Origin of the sequence: Micromonospora sp. CA-111912, from assembly GCF_050948415.1 — a bacterium.
Classification (GTDB): domain Bacteria; phylum Actinomycetota; class Actinomycetes; order Mycobacteriales; family Micromonosporaceae; genus Micromonospora.
This window is the reverse complement of the sequence record NZ_CP192007.1, coordinates 6,527,973-6,545,895: the sequence shown is the minus strand read 5'-3', so window position 1 is coordinate 6,545,895 and position 17,923 is coordinate 6,527,973. Positions and strand designations below refer to the sequence as shown.

The window sequence follows — 17,923 nt, the reverse complement described above, 5'->3', positions numbered from 1 at the left end:
GGGGCCGTCGTCGGCCGGAGCAGTGTCAGTCGTCGTTGGTGATGGTGCCCACGGCGAGCGGGTCGGCCAGGCGCAGGCCCGGAACCCCGGCCACCAGGAGGTTCACCTTCTCGTCGGCCTCCCGCTTCCGGTCACCGCGCACGGTCACCGCGAAGGTGAGCGAGGTCTGCCCCGCCGCGAGCGTCTTGCAGCCGACGTACGGGTCGTAGTCCGACCCCGCCTGCGCCGTGGTGCCGAACGTGGCGGCACAGACCAGCACGGGCTGGGACAGCGGCCGGGACACGGTGACGGTGAACGTCAGCGGGCGGGTGCCCTTGTCGCCCTCGACCACCGTCGCGTCGCCGACGCTCAGCGACGCCCGGGACCGGAACCGGGCCACCTGCGGGTCGTGGTCGCTGGAGCCGCGCGACCCGTCCCCGGTGAACTCCGCCGGCCAGTCGGCGTTGATGTGCGCCGCCCGCACCTGGACCAGGTCGTCGCGCAGCGCGTCGTTGACGAACAGGTGGTCCAGCGTCTGCGCCTGCCCCTCGAAGCTGTACGAGTACGCGGACGACGGCACGTCGGCGACCAGGTCGTCCCAGAGGCTGTGCAGGCCCGCGTCGTACAGCGAGGCGAGCTGGTCCGACGGGGTCGGGTCCGCCCCGGTGGCGATCGGGTCGTCCGGGCGGGGGAAGACGTTCAGGTCGCCCCCGTAGACCACCCGGGAGTTCCGGTCCGAATTGTAGATCGCGGTGACGAGCGCGGCACCGTACGCGGCCTGCTCGGCGCGCTGCCCGACCCGGCTGTCCGGCCCGGACGAGAAGTGGTTGCTCAGCGCCCACAGGTGGTATCCCTCGGCGCCGCCGGGGGTTGCCCGGACCAGGAACTTGCCGAGCTGCGGGGCCCGGGTGTAGACGTTGTTGCCGTCCTTGCCGGTCGAGGTGTCGGTGTCGGCCGGCAGCACCGCGTTGAGCGCCTTCGGGTTCTGCACGTCCGCGTTGGACGGCAGACCCGCCGACCGGTACGGCACCACCGGCGCGGAGCCGAGCAGTGGGTCTGCGGCGGTCGGCGCCGCCAGCGACAGCCGGTCGGTGCGGTACAGGAAGCCGGCGGTGATGCCCCGGGCGTCCGCGCCGGTCCGGTCGTAGGCGGCGGCATACGCCGGGCCGCCAGCGGCGGCGATGGTCAGCGCCAGGTCCTGGAGGGTGTCCGGGGCGCCGTCCGCGTTGTCGGTGTCCCCGCAGACCAGCTCCGTACCGGAGACGGAACAGATGTCCTGGTCCTCGGCCTCCTGCACCAGGATCAAGTCCGGCGCGTGCAGGTCGGTGCGGATCTGGTCGGCGAGCGAGGCCAGGTGCTCCCGGTAGTCGGCTTCGCTGGCCGGCACGTAGTCGAACGGCGGGCGGACCCCGGTGCAGCCGGGGTTCCCGGTGAAGTCGCAGCCGTCGAACGGGTCGTCCCGGTGGTCGTACAGGTTCTCCACGTTGTACGTCGCGATCGCGATCTCCTGCGACCGGTCGGCCGGCTTCGGCGGGTTGTTCCGCGACGGGTCGGCGCCGGCGGCGAAGACGGCCTTCTCGACCTGGACGCCGTACTTCTCGAACGAGTAGTAGATCGCGCCGTACGCGTCCTCGCCGAGGGTGTCGAAGGTCCTCGACGGCGGCAGGATCGCGGTGCTGTCCCCGGCGGTGCCCTTGACGCCCATGCTGCCCAGCATGATCCGCTGGCCGTTGCCGTCGTCGAAGCGCCGGGTCGGGTCGTTGTCCAGCGGGTGTGCGTCCCGGAACACCCGGCGGGCGTACTGGTCGGCGCGGTCCAGCAGCGGGTCGTCCCGGTCGACCAGCCAGGTCTCGGCGTCGGCCGTGGACAGGAAGACGCCCCGCCCGCTCACCGCGCCGCTGCCGGCGCGGACCCGCAGCCGGGCGCCCTCGTGCCGCTCCCAGAACCGCTGCGCGGCGGTTGTGTCGGCCGGGGGCACCGCGTCGTCGACCGTGACGACGGCGTTCACGTCCAGCCCCGATGCGACCCTGCGGACCAGGGAGGCGCCGGAGAGCTGGGTGGAGTTGAAGTACTCCGACACCCGGGCCCGGAGCACCACCTCGTCGCCGACGGTCGGCACGTAGCCGCCGAGCAGCGAGGTGAACGAGCCCATGAAGACGAAGACGCCGTCCGAGGACGTCGGGTCGGAGTCGGAGGCGTCGGTACGGCTCTGCAGGAAGAAGCCGCGCTGCTCCACCCCGGCCGAGGTGCGGGCCAGGGTGAGCTGGGTGATCACGCCCCGGACGTCGTACAGGCTGCTGCTGGTGCCGTTGCCGGAGGCCGGCGCGAGCGGCGACCGGTCGGCCGGGCCGGACTCGGCGTCGGTGGTCGGGCCCTGCACCTCGCCGACGGTCAGCTCCCGGGTCACGGTCACGGCCAGCTCGCAGGTGGCGGTGCCGCCGTCGGCGTCGGTGGCGGTCAGGTTCACCGTGTACGCCCCGGCGGCCAGGTCGGCGCTGGTGGCGACGGTGGCGCGGGCGGTGCCGCCGACGGCGTCGGCCGGGGTGAACCCGGTCCGGGTGATCGAGCCGGTGACCGGGGCCGGGCTGACCGAGGTGACCGCCAGGTCGACGATCGTGTCGTCAGGGTCGGTGGCGGTGACCTCGCGACTCGCGGGGGTGCCGGCCGCCGTGGTCAGCGCGCCCCCGCAGGTGACGGTGGCGGGCTGGTCGACGGGGCCGCCCCCGTCGACGGTGTGGGAGCCGAGCCCGTCGAAGGTGTCGGTGGCGAAGCCGGCCCACTGGGCGGCCGGGGCGAACGCGTCCGACGGGTCGGTGTCGCCGGAGGTCACCGTGGGCAGCCGGCGCAGCGTGTTGTCGGCGGTGCTGGTGAGGCCGGTGCCCCACTCGGTGCCCGGATCGACGCCGACCTGGCCGATCGAGTCGACCACGGCGTCGCCCCTGCGCAGCACGATCGCGTCGTCGCCGTTGAACAGGCTCGCGGTGGTGGTCTGGTCGGCCTGGGCGAGGATCGCCGGGACGGCGGAGGCGGCGGCGAACACGAACGTGTCGCCCGGGGCCACGGTGCCGGTCAGCGCGAGGGTGGTCGCCGTGGTGCTGCCGTTGAAGTGGAGCTGGAGCTGGTAGCCGCCGCCGGCGAGGTCGACAGGGGCGCCGGTACCGTTGTACAGCTCGATCGCCTTGTTGTTCGACGAGCCTTCGACGTACTCGGAGATGAACAGGTCGGTGGGCGCGGCGCTGGCCGCGGGGGGTGCGATGCCGATGACCGGGATGGTGACGGCAGCGGCGGTCGCTAGCGCGGCGTATCTGCGGCGCGTGCGCATGGGGCCTCCACGATGGATGGTCGGGAACCAACGAACGTTAAGGTGCGGCGCTGTCCGCCGTCCATCCCCCGAGGGCGCATTGGTGGATACCCGACCCACGCCCTTCCGTGCCGGGTCGTCGGGTCAGCGGGCCGGGTCGAGGTGGTGCACCAGCTCGGCCACGTCCACGCTGTACTCGCACCACTCCCGGTCGGAGCGGTACCCCAGCTCGGCGTTGACCTTGAGCATCGCCTCGTTGGCCTGCGCGTTCCAGGTCTGCACCTCGGCCAGCTCCGGCTCGGCCGAGCGCAGCTCCAGCAGCATCCGCGCCTTGATCGCCCGATCGATGCCGTAGCCCCGGTGGTCCTGCGCCACGATCGTGTCGTACTGGTCGGCGCGGGTCGGGTGCTGCGCCGGCACCACCACCTCGGTCAGCCCGGCCACCTCGCCGGTGCGCTCGTGGATGGCGAGCACGATGTACGGCTTCATCCCTCGCCGGTGCAGCGTGTCCAGGCTGTCCCGCAGCCGCTGCGGGTCGTACGAGCTGGGGCGCAGCTCCCCGTCGTCCACGTCGCGCACCTCGGCCTTGGCCCGCGCGTACGCGTCGATCAGGTCGTCGGGCGGGCCGCCGGGGCAGAACTCCAGCCGGTACCCCGTACCGACGGCGGTGGCCATCTCGGCCAGCGCCGTCCAGTCCACCGCGGACAGGTCCAGCACACTGCGGGTCTCCACGTACTCCCGGGAGAAACCGAGCGCCTCGTAGAACGCCACCGCCGGGGTCTCGCCGACCACCTCGACCCCGATCGACCGGAACCCCTCCTGGTAGACCCGGTGGGCGACCAGCCGGACCAGATCCCGGCCCAGGCCGGTGCGGCGCGCCGTCGGGTGTACCAGCACCTCCAGCACGCCGATGTCGCCGAGCAGCAACACGTGGACGTGGCCGAGCATCGCGCCGGGCCCGCCCCCGGCGGTCGGCTCGGACTGGACCACCCAGGAGATCCGCCGCTCGCCGGGCATCACCTCGGAGAGGTACTCCCGCAGGGAACTCTCCTGCCACGGCGGATCCTCCGGGAGGTCGGCCGCCAGCACCGCGTTCAGCGTGTCCAGCAGCGACGCGATTTCGGCGGACGACGCGGTCCGGGGATCCCACTCGCGCACCATCACACGTCTAGCTTGCCGCTAACGGCAGCGTGACGGAAGTGTCCAGTTCGCCAATGTATGCGGGTGATCACGTCACGTGCGACTGGCCAACCCGTACTCGTTGGCCTTGTCGAAGACGTCCTGGGCGTACCGGCGTACGTCGTTGTACGACAGGATGGACCCCCACCAGTCGCCCGGGACGGTGAGATTCCGGCCGCCCTTGCACAGGTAGTTGCCGGCGGCCAGGGCGGCGTCGTCGAGGTCGTGCGGGTCCTTGCGGCCGTCGTTGTCCGCGTCCGCGCCGATCTCCTGCCAGGTGGTCGGGATGAACTGCATCGGCCCGATCGCCCGGTCGTAGACGGTGTCCCGGTCGTAGAGCCCCCGGTCGGTGTCCAGGATCTTCGACCGGCCGCCGTTGCCGTCGAGCGGGTCGCCGATGATCTCCGGGAGCGCCCGCCCGTCCGTGCCGAGGCTGGCGCCGTTGGCCTGGCCGTGCCGCGACTCGACGTACCCGATGGCGGCGAGCGTGGTCCAGCTCAGCCGGCAGCCGGGGTTGCTCTGCGCGAGGATCAGCTCGGCGTAGCCGTACGCCTGTACGGCCACCGGCGAGATGCCGGCCTTCGCCCCGGTCTGTTGCGCCCACCCGGCGAGCGCGTCGGCGGGCCGGCCGGTGACCACCGGCCCGCCCGGCAGGCCGCCCGGGCCCGGGGTCGCGCCGGGCAGCGCCGTCGCGCCGGGCGGCAGCTCGGTGCCGGTGACGCCGGGCACCACCCCGCCCGGTGGCGCCGCCGTGCCGCCCCCCGGGGTGGAGGCGGTCGCGTCGACCGCGACCGGACGGGACTCCGGCGCGGTCGCCGGCACCAGCAGCGCGCCGGCCGCGGCGGTCGCCCCGACCAGGGCGAGCAGGAACAGCCCGGGCAGGGTGAGCCGGCCGCTCGGACGCCGGGACCAGGCCCGGGTGGCCCGGGCGGCGGCGAGGGCCGCCTGCCGGGGCGGAGGCATGCGTACGGCGTGGGCGAACGGCACCCGACGCCGGGACCTCCTCGCCCGCCCGTCTCCGGCCGCGACCGTCGCGTCGGCCTTCTCGGCCTTCTCGCCTTTGTTGCTCCCGGCGGCCTTCTGGTCCGCGTCGGCCTTGCCGGTCCCGGCGGCTTTCCCGTCGGCGTCGGCCTTCGAGGTGCTGTCGGCCACCTCGGTGCCGTCGGTCTCCTCTGCGGGGCCGGCCGTTCTCCCCGTCGGTCCGGCGGCGTCGGCCGTTGCTGCCGTGGTGGCGGCCGTCGCCGATGGACTCGGCTCCGGCTTCTCTGCGGGGTGGGTGGGGTCGCTCTGTCCGGCCGTGCTCGCGGCCGTTGCCGTCGTGCCGGCCTCCGGCCCAACCACCGCTGCGGCGTCGGTCTGGCCGGCGACCGCCGGTCCCGAGGCGTCGGCGGGCGGGGGGGCGGCGGGCCGGGGGGCGGCGTCGGCTGGTGGCGTCGACCGCAGCCAGGGCCGGCGGGGGCGCGGCAGCCAGCCGCCCGCCGGGCGCCCGCCCGGGTCCTCGGGCGGCGCGGCCGGCCGCAGGGGTCGAACCGTCGACTTGTCCTCGCCGTCCACCACCCGTCGAGTATCACCCATGTCCCGCGTCCCGTCAGACCGGTCGTACTCTTGTGCCATGCCCCGGTACGAGTTCCGCTGTCGCGCTTGCGGCGACACATTCGAGATCAACCGTCCGATGGCGCAGGCCGGTGAGCCGGCGCCCTGCCCGCAGGGGCACGACGACACGGTCAAGCTGCTCTCCGCGGTGGCCGTGACCGGTCGGGGCGGCGCCGGCACGTCCGCGCCGGCCCCCTCCGGCGGGGGCTGCTGCGGCGGGGGCTGCGGCTGCTGATCCCGCCCGCTCCGGCCGCCGGTTCCGCCCGCCGGCACCGTCGGAGCAGCGCAGACGCTCGTCGTGCTCTTCGTGCGGGGCGTACCGCCCGACCTGCCGGTTGCGGCCCTCGATGGAACCTTGGGTCTGATTCCGCCCGGCCGTTCTCACGATGCGTGACGGCGCGGACATGGGGCAGCATGAACCCGTCGTAACGGGGGCGGAGGTTCGACTTATGTCGCCAGGGAACCACCTCCCGAGCGGTTGGGTGACCTTCGTGTTCACCGACATCGAGGGTTCGACACGACTGGCCCAGCTGCTCGGCCCGGAGTACCGCCCGGTGCTGCGGGAACACCGCCGTCTGCTGCGCCACACCCTCGCCGGCACCGACGGCGCGGAGCTGCTGACCGAAGGCGACTCGTTCTTCATCGCGTTCCCCGACGCCGGTGTGGCGCTCACCGCCTGCCTCGCCGCACAGCGCGCGTTGTCCACCCACGACTGGCCGGCACCCGAGGCCGCGCCCCGGGTCCGGATGGGCCTGCACACGGGCTGGGCCGAGCCGCGCGACGGCGAGTACGCCAGCGCCGAGGTGCACCGGGCCGCCCGGGTCGCCGCCGCCGCACACGGCGGGCAGGTGCTCTGCTCGGGGTCCACCGCCCGGTACGCCGACCCGCTGCCGGCGGGCGCGTCCCTCATCGACCTCGGGCTGTACCGGCTGCGCGGCTTCGACGACCGGGAACGACTGTTCCAACTCGTCGCGCCCGGCCTGGAGCGGCAGTTCCCCCGGCCGCGCACCGCCGACGCGGTGGCGCACAACCTGCCGACCCAGGTCACCTCGTTCATCGGCCGGGAGCCCGAACGGGCCGAGCTGCGCCGCCTGGTCGAGCGGCACCGGCTGGTCACGGTGCTCGGCGCGGGCGGGGCGGGCAAGACCCGGCTCGCCGTCGAGCTGGCCACCGGGATGGTGGAGGACCACCCGGACGGGGTCTGGTTCGTCGACATCGCCGCGGTGACCGACCCCGGGCTGGTGGCGTTCGCGGTCGCCGCCGTGCTCGGGCTGCGTCCGGAGCCCGGCCGCCCGATGGTGGACACCCTCGTCGAGTACGCCGCAGCCCGTCAGATGCTGGTCCTGCTCGACACCTGCGACGCCCAGCCGTCCGCCTCGGCTGAGTTGATCTCCCGGCTGCTCGCCGGCGGGGGCGGGACCCGGGTGCTCGCCACCAGTCGCGAGTCGTTCGGCCTGCCCGGCGAGGTGGTGTGGCGGATCCCGCCGCTGTCCGTGGAGCCCCGGCCCGACGGCGCGGAGAGCGATGCGGTGGCGCTGCTGCTGGACCGCACGGTGGCGGCGCGGGGCGGGCGGCAGCCGGCTCCGGCCGAGGCGGCGGACCTGCGGCGGGTGGTGCAGCGACTGGACGGTCTCCCGCTCGCCATCGAGCTGGCCGCCGCCCGGCTGCGGGTGCTCTCCGTGGGGCAGCTCGCCGAGCGCCTGGACGACGTGCTGGGCACCCTGGACGCCGGCCGGGACGACCTCGGCCCGCCCCGGCCCGAGCCCGGCTGGACGGGCAACCAGCAGGACACCGTCGACCTGGTGGCGGCGTCCCGGGGCAATGCGCCGCCCACCCCGGCAGTCCGGGCGATGCGGCGCTCGGCCCGGGAGCGGCACCTCACCATGCAGGCCACCGTCACCTGGTCGTACCGGACGCTCGGGCCCCGGGCGGCCCGGCTGCTGCGCTGGCTCGCGGTCTTCGCCGGGCCGGTGGACCTGCCGACCGTGGAGTGGCTGCTCGACGACGACCCGCTCGACCCGCTGTCGGTGCTGGTCGACAAGTCGATGATCCAGGCCGAGCCGCACGCCGCGGGCGGCACCTACCGGATGCTCGACCCGATCCGGGCGTACGCGGCGCGCCGACTGGTGCAGGCCGGGGAGGAGCGGGCCGCCCGGGACCGGCACCTCGCGTGGTCGACGCACGCGCTGCGGCGGGCGCACCTCGGCCCGGACGGCCGGCGGGTCACCCTCTCCCTGTACGCCCTGGACCCGCTCGCCGGCGAACTGCGGGCCGCCCTGCGCTGGTGTGCCACCGGCGGCAGCGCCCGGGCGGGGCTGCGCCTGGCCGGTGGGCTGGACCAGTGGTGGCGGGAACGTGGGCTGGCCCGGGAAGGGCGGCTCTGGCTGTTCCGGCTGTACGGCCGGATGGCCGAAACCGGGGAGGTCGTCCCGGAGGACGAGCTGGCGGCGGCGTACCACATGCACTCGCTGCACGCCGGTGCGGACGGCGAGTTCACCGAGGAGCTGCGCTACTCCCAGCGGGCCGAGGCGGTGGCCCGGCAGGCCGGCGACGCCGGCCTGCTGGCCCGGGTGCTGGCCGGGCGGGCCGGGCCGCTGGTCGACCTGGGACAGTTCGCCGAGGCCGAGCGGGTCTGCCGGGAGGTCATCGACTGGGCGCACGAGCAGGACGTCGTCCCCGACGCGCTGCTCGCCGTGTTCAGCCTCGCCGAGTTGCTCTGGCGGCGCGGCGCCCTGGCGGAGGCGGCGGAACTGCTCGGCGCGGCCCGCCCGGTCGAGGCGGCCCGCCCGGCCGACCGGGGACGCCGGTCGGTCGACATGCTGCTCGGCATGGTGGCGCTGGCCCGGCGTGACCTGGTCGCGGCGCACGAGCACCTGCTGGTCGCGCTGCGGTCCCGGATGACCCACGGGTTCCACCGCCGGGCCTGCGACACCCTCAACGCGATCGCGGCGCGGTGCGCCGCCGGGGGCGACCCGCTGACCGCCGCCCGGCTCTTCGGCGCGGCCCAGGCGATCCGGGCGAGCATGCGGTCGACGCCCGGCATCTGCGGCCCGTACTGGCTGGAGCAGCAGGCGGGGCTGCGTCGGACGCTGGGCGACGCGGCCTTCGACGACGCGTACGGCGAGGGCGGGGAGCTGCGGCTGGAGGAGGCGGCGGCGCTGGCGCTGGCGGTGGAGCACCCCGACCTGGGCGCGGACTCGACCCGGTTCCAGAGCGCCGACCCGGTCGTACCGCGCCAACTCGGTTCCCGAACCGGACCGCCGCTCGGCGGGCCACCCGGAACGCGCCTGACCCGGGCCGCCCACCCGCCGGCAGCCGGTGACGTCAGTTGAGACAGGCGAATGCCCCGGGTCGCTGGAGGCGGCCCGGGGCATTCGCTTCTGCTGTCAGCGCACGAAGCGCGGTGGGCTGACGAAACTCTCGTTGTACAGCCGGTCCAGCGCGGTCACGTGGTACGTGTACCGCTGGCCGGCCTCGGCGGTGGCGTCCACCCAGGACTGCACCGCGCCGGGGGTGGCCCGGACCGTGCCGACCAGGTGGGACGCGTCGGCGAAGCCGCACTTCCCGACCAGGCCGTTCCCGTCGAACCGGTAGATCGCGTACGAGGCCGCCTTACCGAGCGGGCCCACGCCGTCGGCCAGCTGCCGCCAGCTCAGCCGCACGCCGTCGTCCTGCCGCTGTGCGCCGGTCACCACCGGGGGCAGCAGCGGCTTGGCCGCCAGGTGCGGCATCGCCGGCACCAGGGCCGGGCGGGAGTAGTGCTCGGCGGCGTAGATGTCGGTCGCGCCGAGCCGGTTCGCCCGCACCTGTACGGCGGAGAAGTGCGAGTTGCCGAGCACCTCCGGGTACGACCGGTTGAGCGTCAGGTGGTCCGACAGCTCGCGCGGGTTCTGCCAGAACGCCCCGTACGCCGGGTCGCCGCTCTTGTAGTCGGCCTGCCCGATGTAGAGCTGCACGCGGGTGCCGCGCACCGTCTCGGCCCACCACGGCACCAGCCGGGCGTAGTCGGCGGCCGGGTACTGGCCGATGTACCAGTAGAGCTGCGGCACGATGTAGTCGATCCACTCCTCCTTCACCCACTTGCGGCTGTCGGCGGAGATGATGTCGTACGACTGGCTGCCGGTGGTGTCCGAGCCGAGCGGGTCCGCCGACTTGTTCCGCCAGATGCCGAACGGGCTGGCCCCGAACTTCACCCACGACTTCGCCGCCTTGATCTTGGCGCTCATCTCCTGGATCAGCAGGTTGATGTTGTCGCGCCGCCACTCGGCCCGGTCGGTGAAGCCCCGGTTGAACTCGGCGAACGTCGCGTCGTCCGGCACCTGGTGGGCGCCGCTCGGGTACGGGTAGAAGTAGTCGTCGAAGTGCACGCCGTCGACGTCGTACCGCTTGACGGCGTCCATCATCGCGGTCTGGACGAACTCGCGGACCTCGGGAATGCCGGGGTTGTAGTAGAGCCGGCTGCCGGCGACGCCGGCCGGCGGGTACGCGAAGGTCCACTCCGGGTGCTGCCGGGCCGGGTGGTTCGGGGCGAGCTGCGAGATGTCCGCACCCGCGCCGCCGGGAGCCGGCATGGAGACCCGGTACGGGTTGAACCAGGCGTGGAACTCCAGGTTGCGCTTGTGCGACTCGGCGACGAGGAAGGCCAGCGGGTCCCAGCCCGGGTCCTGCCCGCGCACCCCGGTCAGGTACTCCGACCACGGCTCGTGCGGCGAGGGCCAGAGCGCGTCGGCGGTGGGCCGGATCTGCACCACCACCGCGTTGTGGTTCAGCTTCTTCGCCAGGTCGAGCAGGCCCAGGTACTCCGCCTGCTGAGCGGCGATCCGGTCCGGGGAGGTCTGGGACGCCTTGCTCGGCCAGTCGATGTTGACCACCGACGAGATCCACATGGCCCGGAACTGTCGCTTCGGGGTGGCCGGGTCGGTGGTGCAGGAGGTGGTGGTGGCGGCGTCGTTCGCGTCGGTCCCCGCCGCGCTGGCGGCCGTGGGGGAGACGGCGACGAGCGCCCCGAGCAGTGCTACGGCCAGCCCGGCGGCTCTGAGCCGAGTTGCCTTCATCCGGTGCGTCCCTTCGTTGGGGCTCGGCGTGACGGGGTCGGGTGGCGACGGACCCCGCGCGGCCGACCCCGGCCGTTGCGCGTGGCACACACCATCGGCAACATTCGCCGATGGGAATCTGTCGCTGGTAGGAAATTTTCACACCGGGTGGGGGTGGCGCAAGCCCTCCGGCCAGATCCGCGCCGACCGGCCACCCGATCGCCCCGGGCGTGACCCGCCCGCCCGCCGGACCGTGACCTCACCGACACCGACAGTCGGGATTCGCGGCTCGGCCGGCTGGGTAGCTTGGCCGCCAAGATCCACCCGCGCTGGGGCACCCCGTACCGGATCTCGGCCGTGATGACCGTGGCCGTGGCGCTGCTCGCCGGCTTCCTGCCGCTGTCCGCGCTGGCCGACCTGGTCAGCATCGGCGCGCTCTGCGCGTTCGTGCTCGTGTCGGTCGCGGTGCCGATCCTGCGCCGTAAGCGTCCCGACCTGGAACGGCCCTTCCGGGTCCCGTTCTCCCCGGTGCTGCCGATCGTCTCCGCGCTGGCCTGCTTCTACCTGATGCTCAACCTGTCGGTGGAAACCTGGCTCCGGTTCCTGATCTGGATGCTGCTCGGAACGCTCATCTACTTCGGCTACGGCTACCGCCGCAACCGCCTCGCCACCCAGAACCCCTCCCGCCCCAACCCCTGACCACCCCCACCCCGGGTGGGTCAGGTGAAGAAGCGGGAGAGGTGGCGGGCGGGTGGTGGGGTGGCGTTCGGGGGGAGGGGGGTGAGGTCGGCGAAGATGCTGGCACCGTCGCAGCCCACGTGCAGGGGGTACCAGCGCGGGGTGCCCGGCGGGCGCTGGAGGCAGATGCCCTTGAACGTCTGCACGTCGAGCAGCCGGACATGGGTCGGGTCGGCCACCGCGTTCACGTGCTGCCACCAGGGGCTCATCACGTGCAGCACACCGCCCGGCCGGAGCACCCGGTAACACTCGTCCACCAGGGGCAGGAAGTCGATCAGGTGCTCCAGGATGTGCACCGCGAAGAGCACGTCCACCGAGTCGTCGGCCAGCGGCAGCGAGCCGGACAGGTCGGCCACCGCGTCCACCCCCGGGGCGGGGAAGAGGTCCAGCCCCAGGTTGCCCGGGTACTGCTTGGTGCCGCCGCAGCCCAGGTCGACCACGACCGGGTCCCGGCCGGCCACCCGGACCCGGCCCCAGACCCCGAACACCCCGGCGAGCCGGCCGACCAGGTCCCGGACCAGCCGGAGCTGCGCCGCGTCGCCGACCTCACCGGTCAGGTGGGCCACCCCCTGGTCGAAGCGCACCCGCACCGCGAGGTCGCGCAGCCGGTCGTCGTGGGACGCCTGATCCGCCCACGCCTCGGCGAGGAAGTCGTCGACCGCCCGCAGCCGTTCGGCCGAGGGCGGGGTCAGGGCCAGCGCGACCATGGGCCACCTCCGCCGGCCGCGTTACCCGGATCCGCCGCGGCTATGCCCGCCGAGGCGGACCGTTCCGGGCGAATCAGCCCGGCAGACGGCGGGTCAGCCGGGGAAGCGATGGGTCAGCCGGGTAGGCGGCGGGTCAGCCGGGGAGGCGGCGGGCCGGGCGGCCGGGGCCCCGGATCCGCTGCCGGGGCGACGGGGTGGCCGTCTTGGGCCGCTTGAGGTGGTACCGGTGCAGCTCGCTGCTGCCCGGCATGGACGGGTCCTCGCTCATCGACACCAACTCCCAGCCCTGGTCGCCGGCCCGGTTCAGATGGGCCAGCGACGTGTCGCCGTAGGGGGTGACGTCGACCATCGAGCCGTCCGGGCCGTACCAGACGAAGACGATCTCCCAGCCGGTGTCGGTGCTGGCCGCCTGGCGACGGCGGACCAACAGCGCGTACTCCCACTTGAGCATGGGGTCATTGTCACCCCGGGACCGCCGGTCGGCACGCCGTCAGTCCTCGGAGATCCGTCCCGCGTCCACCCGCACCCGGCGGTTGACGGCCACCGCTTCGAGCATCCGCCGGTCGTGGGTGACCAGCAGCAGCGTCCCCGGGTACTCGGCCAGCGCCGCCTCCAACTGCTCGATGGCCGCCAGGTCGAGGTGGTTGGTCGGCTCGTCGAGCACCAGCAGGTTCACCCCGCGCCCCTGGAGCAGCGCCAGCGCCGCCCGGGTCCGCTCGCCGGGCGACAGCGACGCCGCCGGCCGCAGCACGTGGTCGGCCCGCAGGCCGAACTTGGCCAGCAGCGTCCGCGCGTCGGCCGGCGCCAGCTCCGGTACGGCCAGCTGGAACGCGTCCAGCAGGGGCTGGCCGCCGAGGAACAGCCCCCGGGCCTGGTCGACCTCGCCGACCACCACGCCGGGGCCCAGCGCGGCGTGCCCGGCGTCCAGCGGCAGCCGGCCCAGCAACGCCCCGAGCAGGGTGGTCTTGCCGGACCCGTTCGCACCGGTGATCGCCATCCGGTCGGCCCAGTCGACCTGAAGGGTCACCGGGCCGAGGGTGAAGTCTCCCCGGCGTACCACGGCGTCGCGGAGCGAGGCCACGACGGCGCCGGCGCGGGGCGCGGCGGCGATCTCCATCCGCAGCTCCCACTCCTTGCGCGGCTCCTCGACCACGTCCAGCCGCTCGATCAGCCGCGCGGTCTGCTTGGCCTTCGCCGCCTGCTTCTCGCTCGCCTCGGAGCGGAACTTGCGGCCGATCTTGTCGTTGTCGGTGGCCTTGCGCCGGGCGTTCTTCACGCCCTTCTCCATCCAGGACCGCTGGGTGCGGGCGCGAGCCTCCAGCCCGGCCCGGGTGTCGGCGTACTCGTCGTACTCGTCGCGGGCGTGCCGGCGGGCCACCTCCCGCTCCTCCAGGTACGCCGCGTAGCCGCCCCCGTAGTGCCGGACCTGCTGCTGGTGCAGGTCCAGCTCCAGCACCCGGGTCACCGTGCGGGTGAGGAACTCCCGGTCGTGGCTGACCAGCACCGTGCCGGCGCGGAGCCCGGTGACGAACTGCTCCAGCCGGTCCAGCCCGGCCAGGTCGAGGTCGTTGGTGGGCTCGTCGAGCAGGAAGATGTCGTACCGGCTGAGCAGCAGCGAGGCCAGTCCCGCGCGGGCCGCCTGCCCGCCGGAGAGGCCGGTCATCGGGTGGTCCAGGTCGACGGCGAGGCCCAGCTCGGCGGCCACCTGCTCGGCCCGCTCCTCCAGGTCCGCCCCACCGAGGCCCAGCCAGCGCTCCAGCGCGTCGGCGTACGCGTCGTCGGCCCCCGCCGCACCGGCGGTCAGCGCCTCGGTGGCCGCGTCCAGCGCAGCCTGGGCGGCCGTCACCCCGGTCCGCCGGGCCAGGAAGTCCCGTAACGTCTCGCCCGGCCGGCGCTCCGGCTCCTGCGGCAGGTGCCCGACCGCCGCGGTGGGCGGGCTGAGGGTGACGCTGCCGGCCTCGACCGGCAGCAGCCCGGCAAGGGTACGCAGCAGCGTCGACTTGCCCGCCCCGTTCACCCCCACCAGGCCGACCACGTCGCCCGGGGCGACCACCAGGTTCAGCCCGGCGAAGAGCAGCCGCTCCCCGTGCCCGGCGTCGAGATCCTTGACCACCATCGTCGCGCTCATGAGAAGGCGAGCCTATCTGTCGCGCCCATCGGCGTTCGGCGGCCGGTCCGGCGGTCGGTTCCGGCACCCGGCACCCGCGCCCGTCCCGCGCGGGGCAGACTCACCGGCGTGGCGACGACTCTGGCGATCGACTGCGGCGGCGGCGGCATCAAGGCATCGGTGCTCGACGGGGCGGGGACGATGCGGGCCCGGCCGCTGCGGGAGCCCACCCCGTACCCCCTGCCACCCGCGCTGTTCGTGAAGACCCTGCTGGACCTCGGCGGCCGGCTGCCCACGGCGGACCGGGTGACCGTCGGGATGCCCGGCATGCTCCGGCACGGCGTGGTGGTGGCCACCCCGCACTACGTGACCCGGGCCGGCCCCCGCAGCCGGGTCGACCCCGACCTGTTGGCCGAGTGGTCCGGCTTCGACGCGCGTACGGCGGTCGCCGACGCCTTCGGGGTGCCCGCCCTGGTGCTCAACGACGCCGAGGTGCACGGCGCCGGGGTGGTGGCCGGCACCGGCCTGGAGCTGGTGCTGACCCTCGGCACCGGGCTGGGCAGCGCCGTCTTCGACGGCGGCGTGCTCGCCCCGCACCTGGAGCTGTCCCACGCCCCGGTGCGCTGGGGCACCACCTACGACACGTACGTGGGGGAGCCGGAGCGCCGCCGCCTCGGCGACGCGTTCTGGTCCCGCCGGATCCGGCAGGTGGTGGACGGGCTGCGCCCGGTGTTCCACTGGGACCGGCTCTACCTGGGTGGGGGCAACTCGCGGCTGATCCGGCCCGAGCAGCTCGCCCGGATGGGCGACGACGTGGTGGTGGTGCCGAACACGGCCGGGATCGTCGGCGGCGTCCGCGCCTGGGACCTGCACAGGGGAAGGACGCCGGCCTGACCGTGTCCTCGTCGGCCCGATCCGGCGGGTTTCGCCGCAGGAACACTCGCGTTCCGCGCGGTGTTGTGCCAGCGTCGGATCAGTGACGGCGCGAGACGAGGAGGTGGGTCATGGATCTTCTGGCGGAGTACCGGCGGGCGACCATGTTCTTCGAAATGGGTGACGCGTCCGGAGCGGTTCGGCTGCTGGAGCCGATCGTCGAGGCCGAGCCGGGCAACTCCTCGGTACGACAGCTGCTGGCCCGGGCGTACTTCCAGACCGCCCAGCTCCACCGCGCCGAGGAGCAGCTGCGCGAGCTGGTCGACCGGGACCCCAGCGACCACTACGCGCATCACGTGCTCGGCCGGACGCTGGAGCGGATGAACCGCCCGACGGACGCGCTGCGGCACCTGCGCATCGCCGCCGCGATGCACTCGACGAACACCGACTACGCGACCGCGCTGCGCCGGGTGGAGAGCCGGGTCAACAGCGACCGCTGACCGAGCCGGGCGAGGGGAACTCACCCTTCCCCTTGCCCGGCCGAACCTGGCCGACGAAGCCCGAGGCCCCTCCCGGCGACTGCGGGCCTACCATGGGCTGCCATGGGACGTGCACAGGTGGTGGAGGCGGAATGAAGCTCAAGCTGGACCTGCACGACATCTTCAACAAGGGTCAGGACATCGACCGCGCGTTGCGCGGGATCATGGACGAGGCGGTGGCGAAGAAGGCCACCCTCGTCGAGATCATCCCCGGCAAGGGCTCCGGCCAGCTCAAGAAGCGGGTGCTGCGGTTCCTCGACCAGAAGGACGTCAAGCAGCTCTACCACCGGGTGGAGAAGGACTCGAAGAACTTCGGCCGCCTCTTCATCCACTTCCGCTGGAAGTAAGCGACGGGTAGGGGATCCGCCAGTTCTTGAGGTGTCCGATGACGAGGGCGTACCATTCTGTCGCTCCCGCATCGCATTCGATGGCCGACTTCTGTCATATTTGCGACAGTGTGCACGTCCTCACGTCGCGACTCCGCGTCAATTTGGCATATATGCGATCACAGCGCGATCTAATGACGAAAAACGGGCATTTTCACACCTGAAACAACTAGGTCGGATTGGCCTCAAATTTCTCCATCCGCATAACGGTGAATCCTCTATGGTCAAATCGGACGACGTGGCTAGCCTCTCTAACCATCAAGATCCACCCGAGAGGCAGGTACGGATGTCCTGGAAGTTACTACGTGGGCTCGTCGTGTCCACGACGTTCGCCGTGGCGGCGAGCATGGCTATGGCCGCTCCGAGCACGGCGGCGCTGACACCACCCAACATCGATGCGCTGCTGTCGGTCGATGGGGCGGTCAGCCACGTCGGCGAGTTCAGTCCGGAGGTGGCCCGTCTGGTCAAGGGCGCCGGCATCGCTGCCAAGGAGCGGGCCCTGGCCTCGTACTGGACACCGGAGCGGATGCGTTCGGCCCGCCCTATGGAAAAGATGATCTCCGCCACGATGGTCAAGGAACTGACAGCGTCCAGCAGGGCCAGTCGACCGCAAGGCGAGCCGTTCACGGTCTCCCCGGCCGCGCCGACGGTCGCGCCCGCGTCCATCGAACTGGCTGCCCGGCCGGCGATCAGCAGCGCGGCGACCGACATGACAATCAGTTCGACCCAGCCCCTCTACCCGATCGGGCATCCGGTTGCCCGCACCATCGGCAAGGTGTTCTTCACGCAAAATGGAGAGGACTATGTCTGCTCGGCCGGCGTGGTCAACGCTACGGGTAAATCACTGATCTGGACCGCTGGGCACTGTGTGACCACGTTGGACGCGAACGGAAAGAGGCGCTGGTCCAGCAACTTCACGTTCGTGCCGAACTATCATAACGGAAGCGCCCCCTACGGCCACTGGCCCGCGCTCATCCAGTATGCCGACAGCAACTGGGTACTCAACAACGATTACAAAGACGACGTCGGCGCTGTCCTCATGCCGCGTAACTCGCTCGGCCAACGAATCCAGGAGGTCGTGGGTGGCATGGGCATCACCTTCGGCCAGCCCCTCCAGTACACCTGGGCTTTCGGCTACCCGGCGGGATCACCGTTCAACGGGGAGACCTTGTGGAAGGCAAACAGCCCCGCCTCCGACGCCGGAGCCAGCATCATCCACATGGAAAACAACATGACAGGTGGCTCGTCCGGCGGCTACTGGCTCATCCAGTTCAACGGCAACACCGGTCTGATCAACGGGCATAACAGCTTTGTTTTGGACACCGTACCGGGCCGCATGTACTCGCCGTATTACGGCCTGGCCACCAAGAACTTCTACCTGTCGGTCGAGTCGTTGACCGTCTGAGCAGCGGAGTAGGCAGCGATCCGGCAAGCGGGTGCCAGGTCGGGACCAGCCCGCCCTGGCACCGAGCGGGTCGCCGGGAAGCG

At 72.9% G+C, this 17,923-nt stretch carries 14 protein-coding genes; 7 read left to right on the top strand and 7 right to left on the bottom strand.

Annotated elements, in window-relative coordinates; translation table 11 throughout:
* Positions 1-25: 25 nt before the first annotated feature.
* The 3 genes from ACQPZO_RS27725 to ACQPZO_RS27715 all read right to left on the bottom strand — a co-directional run bounded on the left by ACQPZO_RS27725 (position 26) and on the right by ACQPZO_RS27715 (position 6,034).
* On the bottom strand, positions 26-3,301 hold the full coding sequence (locus ACQPZO_RS27725; RefSeq protein WP_433344820.1) for a lamin tail domain-containing protein: 3,276 nt from the start codon (positions 3,299-3,301) through the stop codon (positions 26-28).
* A gap of 123 nt (positions 3,302-3,424) precedes the next feature.
* Positions 3,425-4,441 (bottom strand): GNAT family N-acetyltransferase, encoded by a 1,017-nt coding sequence (locus ACQPZO_RS27720; RefSeq protein WP_433351297.1) that lies wholly within the window; start codon positions 4,439-4,441, stop codon positions 3,425-3,427.
* 72 nt (positions 4,442-4,513) lie between these two features.
* Positions 4,514-6,034 (bottom strand): lytic transglycosylase domain-containing protein, encoded by a 1,521-nt coding sequence (locus ACQPZO_RS27715; protein WP_433344819.1) that lies wholly within the window; start codon positions 6,032-6,034, stop codon positions 4,514-4,516.
* Between the two features lie 37 nt (positions 6,035-6,071).
* Here ACQPZO_RS27715 and ACQPZO_RS27710 point away from each other — a divergent pair, with 37 nt between their 5' ends.
* Positions 6,072-6,287: an FmdB family zinc ribbon protein gene (locus tag ACQPZO_RS27710; protein WP_387014776.1), complete on the top strand. Its 216-nt coding sequence runs from the start codon at positions 6,072-6,074 to the stop codon at positions 6,285-6,287.
* A 214-nt stretch (positions 6,288-6,501) separates the two neighbouring features.
* The gene (locus ACQPZO_RS27705; protein WP_433344818.1) at positions 6,502-9,384 is read left to right on the top strand and encodes an ATP-binding protein; all 2,883 of its coding nucleotides are present in this window, start codon (positions 6,502-6,504) and stop codon (positions 9,382-9,384) included.
* A 54-nt stretch (positions 9,385-9,438) separates the two neighbouring features.
* Here the strand turns inward: ACQPZO_RS27705 and ACQPZO_RS27700 are convergent, their stop codons facing one another.
* Positions 9,439-11,106: a glycoside hydrolase family 10 protein gene (locus tag ACQPZO_RS27700; RefSeq protein ID WP_433344817.1), complete on the bottom strand. Its 1,668-nt coding sequence runs from the start codon at positions 11,104-11,106 to the stop codon at positions 9,439-9,441.
* A 285-nt stretch (positions 11,107-11,391) separates the two neighbouring features.
* On the opposite strand from ACQPZO_RS27700, the gene ACQPZO_RS27695 reads away from it, so the two are divergent.
* Entirely contained in the window at positions 11,392-11,784 is a 393-nt protein-coding gene (locus tag ACQPZO_RS27695; RefSeq protein WP_433344816.1) for an amino acid permease, read from the top strand.
* A 20-nt stretch (positions 11,785-11,804) separates the two neighbouring features.
* Here the strand turns inward: ACQPZO_RS27695 and ACQPZO_RS27690 are convergent, their stop codons facing one another.
* From ACQPZO_RS27690 to ACQPZO_RS27680, 3 genes are all read right to left on the bottom strand, one after another.
* Positions 11,805-12,530 (bottom strand): methyltransferase domain-containing protein, encoded by a 726-nt coding sequence (locus ACQPZO_RS27690; protein ID WP_433344815.1) that lies wholly within the window; start codon positions 12,528-12,530, stop codon positions 11,805-11,807.
* A gap of 133 nt (positions 12,531-12,663) precedes the next feature.
* Positions 12,664-12,981 (bottom strand): hypothetical protein, encoded by a 318-nt coding sequence (locus ACQPZO_RS27685; protein ID WP_433344814.1) that lies wholly within the window; start codon positions 12,979-12,981, stop codon positions 12,664-12,666.
* A 39-nt stretch (positions 12,982-13,020) separates the two neighbouring features.
* Positions 13,021-14,658, bottom strand: coding sequence for an ABC-F family ATP-binding cassette domain-containing protein (locus ACQPZO_RS27680; protein ID WP_433344812.1), 1,638 nt, complete (start codon positions 14,656-14,658; stop codon positions 13,021-13,023).
* 108 nt (positions 14,659-14,766) lie between these two features.
* On the opposite strand from ACQPZO_RS27680, the gene ACQPZO_RS27675 reads away from it, so the two are divergent.
* From ACQPZO_RS27675 to ACQPZO_RS27660, 4 genes are all read left to right on the top strand, one after another.
* On the top strand, positions 14,767-15,531 hold the full coding sequence (locus ACQPZO_RS27675) for an ROK family protein (RefSeq protein ID WP_161686089.1): 765 nt from the start codon (positions 14,767-14,769) through the stop codon (positions 15,529-15,531).
* 110 nt (positions 15,532-15,641) lie between these two features.
* Positions 15,642-16,010: a tetratricopeptide repeat protein gene (locus ACQPZO_RS27670; RefSeq protein ID WP_433344811.1), complete on the top strand. Its 369-nt coding sequence runs from the start codon at positions 15,642-15,644 to the stop codon at positions 16,008-16,010.
* 131 nt (positions 16,011-16,141) lie between these two features.
* Positions 16,142-16,396, top strand: a complete 255-nt coding sequence (locus ACQPZO_RS27665; protein ID WP_117664998.1) for a Smr/MutS family protein — start codon at positions 16,142-16,144, stop codon at positions 16,394-16,396.
* A gap of 355 nt (positions 16,397-16,751) precedes the next feature.
* The gene (locus tag ACQPZO_RS27660) at positions 16,752-17,840 is read left to right on the top strand and encodes a trypsin-like serine peptidase (RefSeq protein ID WP_433344810.1); all 1,089 of its coding nucleotides are present in this window, start codon (positions 16,752-16,754) and stop codon (positions 17,838-17,840) included.
* The last annotated feature ends 83 nt before the right edge of the window (positions 17,841-17,923 follow it).

What these genes read in the sequence shown, in the direction of transcription:
- ACQPZO_RS27725 (WP_433344820.1), bottom strand. Translation starts at nt 3,301, where the DNA reads ATGCGCACGCGCCGCAGATACGCCGCGCTAGCGACCGCCGCTGCCGTC.
- ACQPZO_RS27720 (WP_433351297.1), bottom strand. Translation starts at nt 4,441, where the DNA reads ATGGTGCGCGAGTGGGATCCCCGGACCGCGTCGTCCGCCGAAATCGCG.
- ACQPZO_RS27715 (WP_433344819.1), bottom strand. Translation starts at nt 6,034, where the DNA reads ATGGGTGATACTCGACGGGTGGTGGACGGCGAGGACAAGTCGACGGTT.
- ACQPZO_RS27710 (WP_387014776.1), top strand. Translation starts at nt 6,072, where the DNA reads ATGCCCCGGTACGAGTTCCGCTGTCGCGCTTGCGGCGACACATTCGAG.
- ACQPZO_RS27705 (WP_433344818.1), top strand. Translation starts at nt 6,502, where the DNA reads ATGTCGCCAGGGAACCACCTCCCGAGCGGTTGGGTGACCTTCGTGTTC.
- ACQPZO_RS27700 (WP_433344817.1), bottom strand. Translation starts at nt 11,106, where the DNA reads ATGAAGGCAACTCGGCTCAGAGCCGCCGGGCTGGCCGTAGCACTGCTC.
- ACQPZO_RS27690 (WP_433344815.1), bottom strand. Translation starts at nt 12,530, where the DNA reads ATGGTCGCGCTGGCCCTGACCCCGCCCTCGGCCGAACGGCTGCGGGCG.
- ACQPZO_RS27685 (WP_433344814.1), bottom strand. Translation starts at nt 12,981, where the DNA reads ATGCTCAAGTGGGAGTACGCGCTGTTGGTCCGCCGTCGCCAGGCGGCC.
- ACQPZO_RS27680 (WP_433344812.1), bottom strand. Translation starts at nt 14,658, where the DNA reads ATGAGCGCGACGATGGTGGTCAAGGATCTCGACGCCGGGCACGGGGAG.
- ACQPZO_RS27670 (WP_433344811.1), top strand. Translation starts at nt 15,642, where the DNA reads ATGGATCTTCTGGCGGAGTACCGGCGGGCGACCATGTTCTTCGAAATG.
- ACQPZO_RS27665 (WP_117664998.1), top strand. Translation starts at nt 16,142, where the DNA reads ATGAAGCTCAAGCTGGACCTGCACGACATCTTCAACAAGGGTCAGGAC.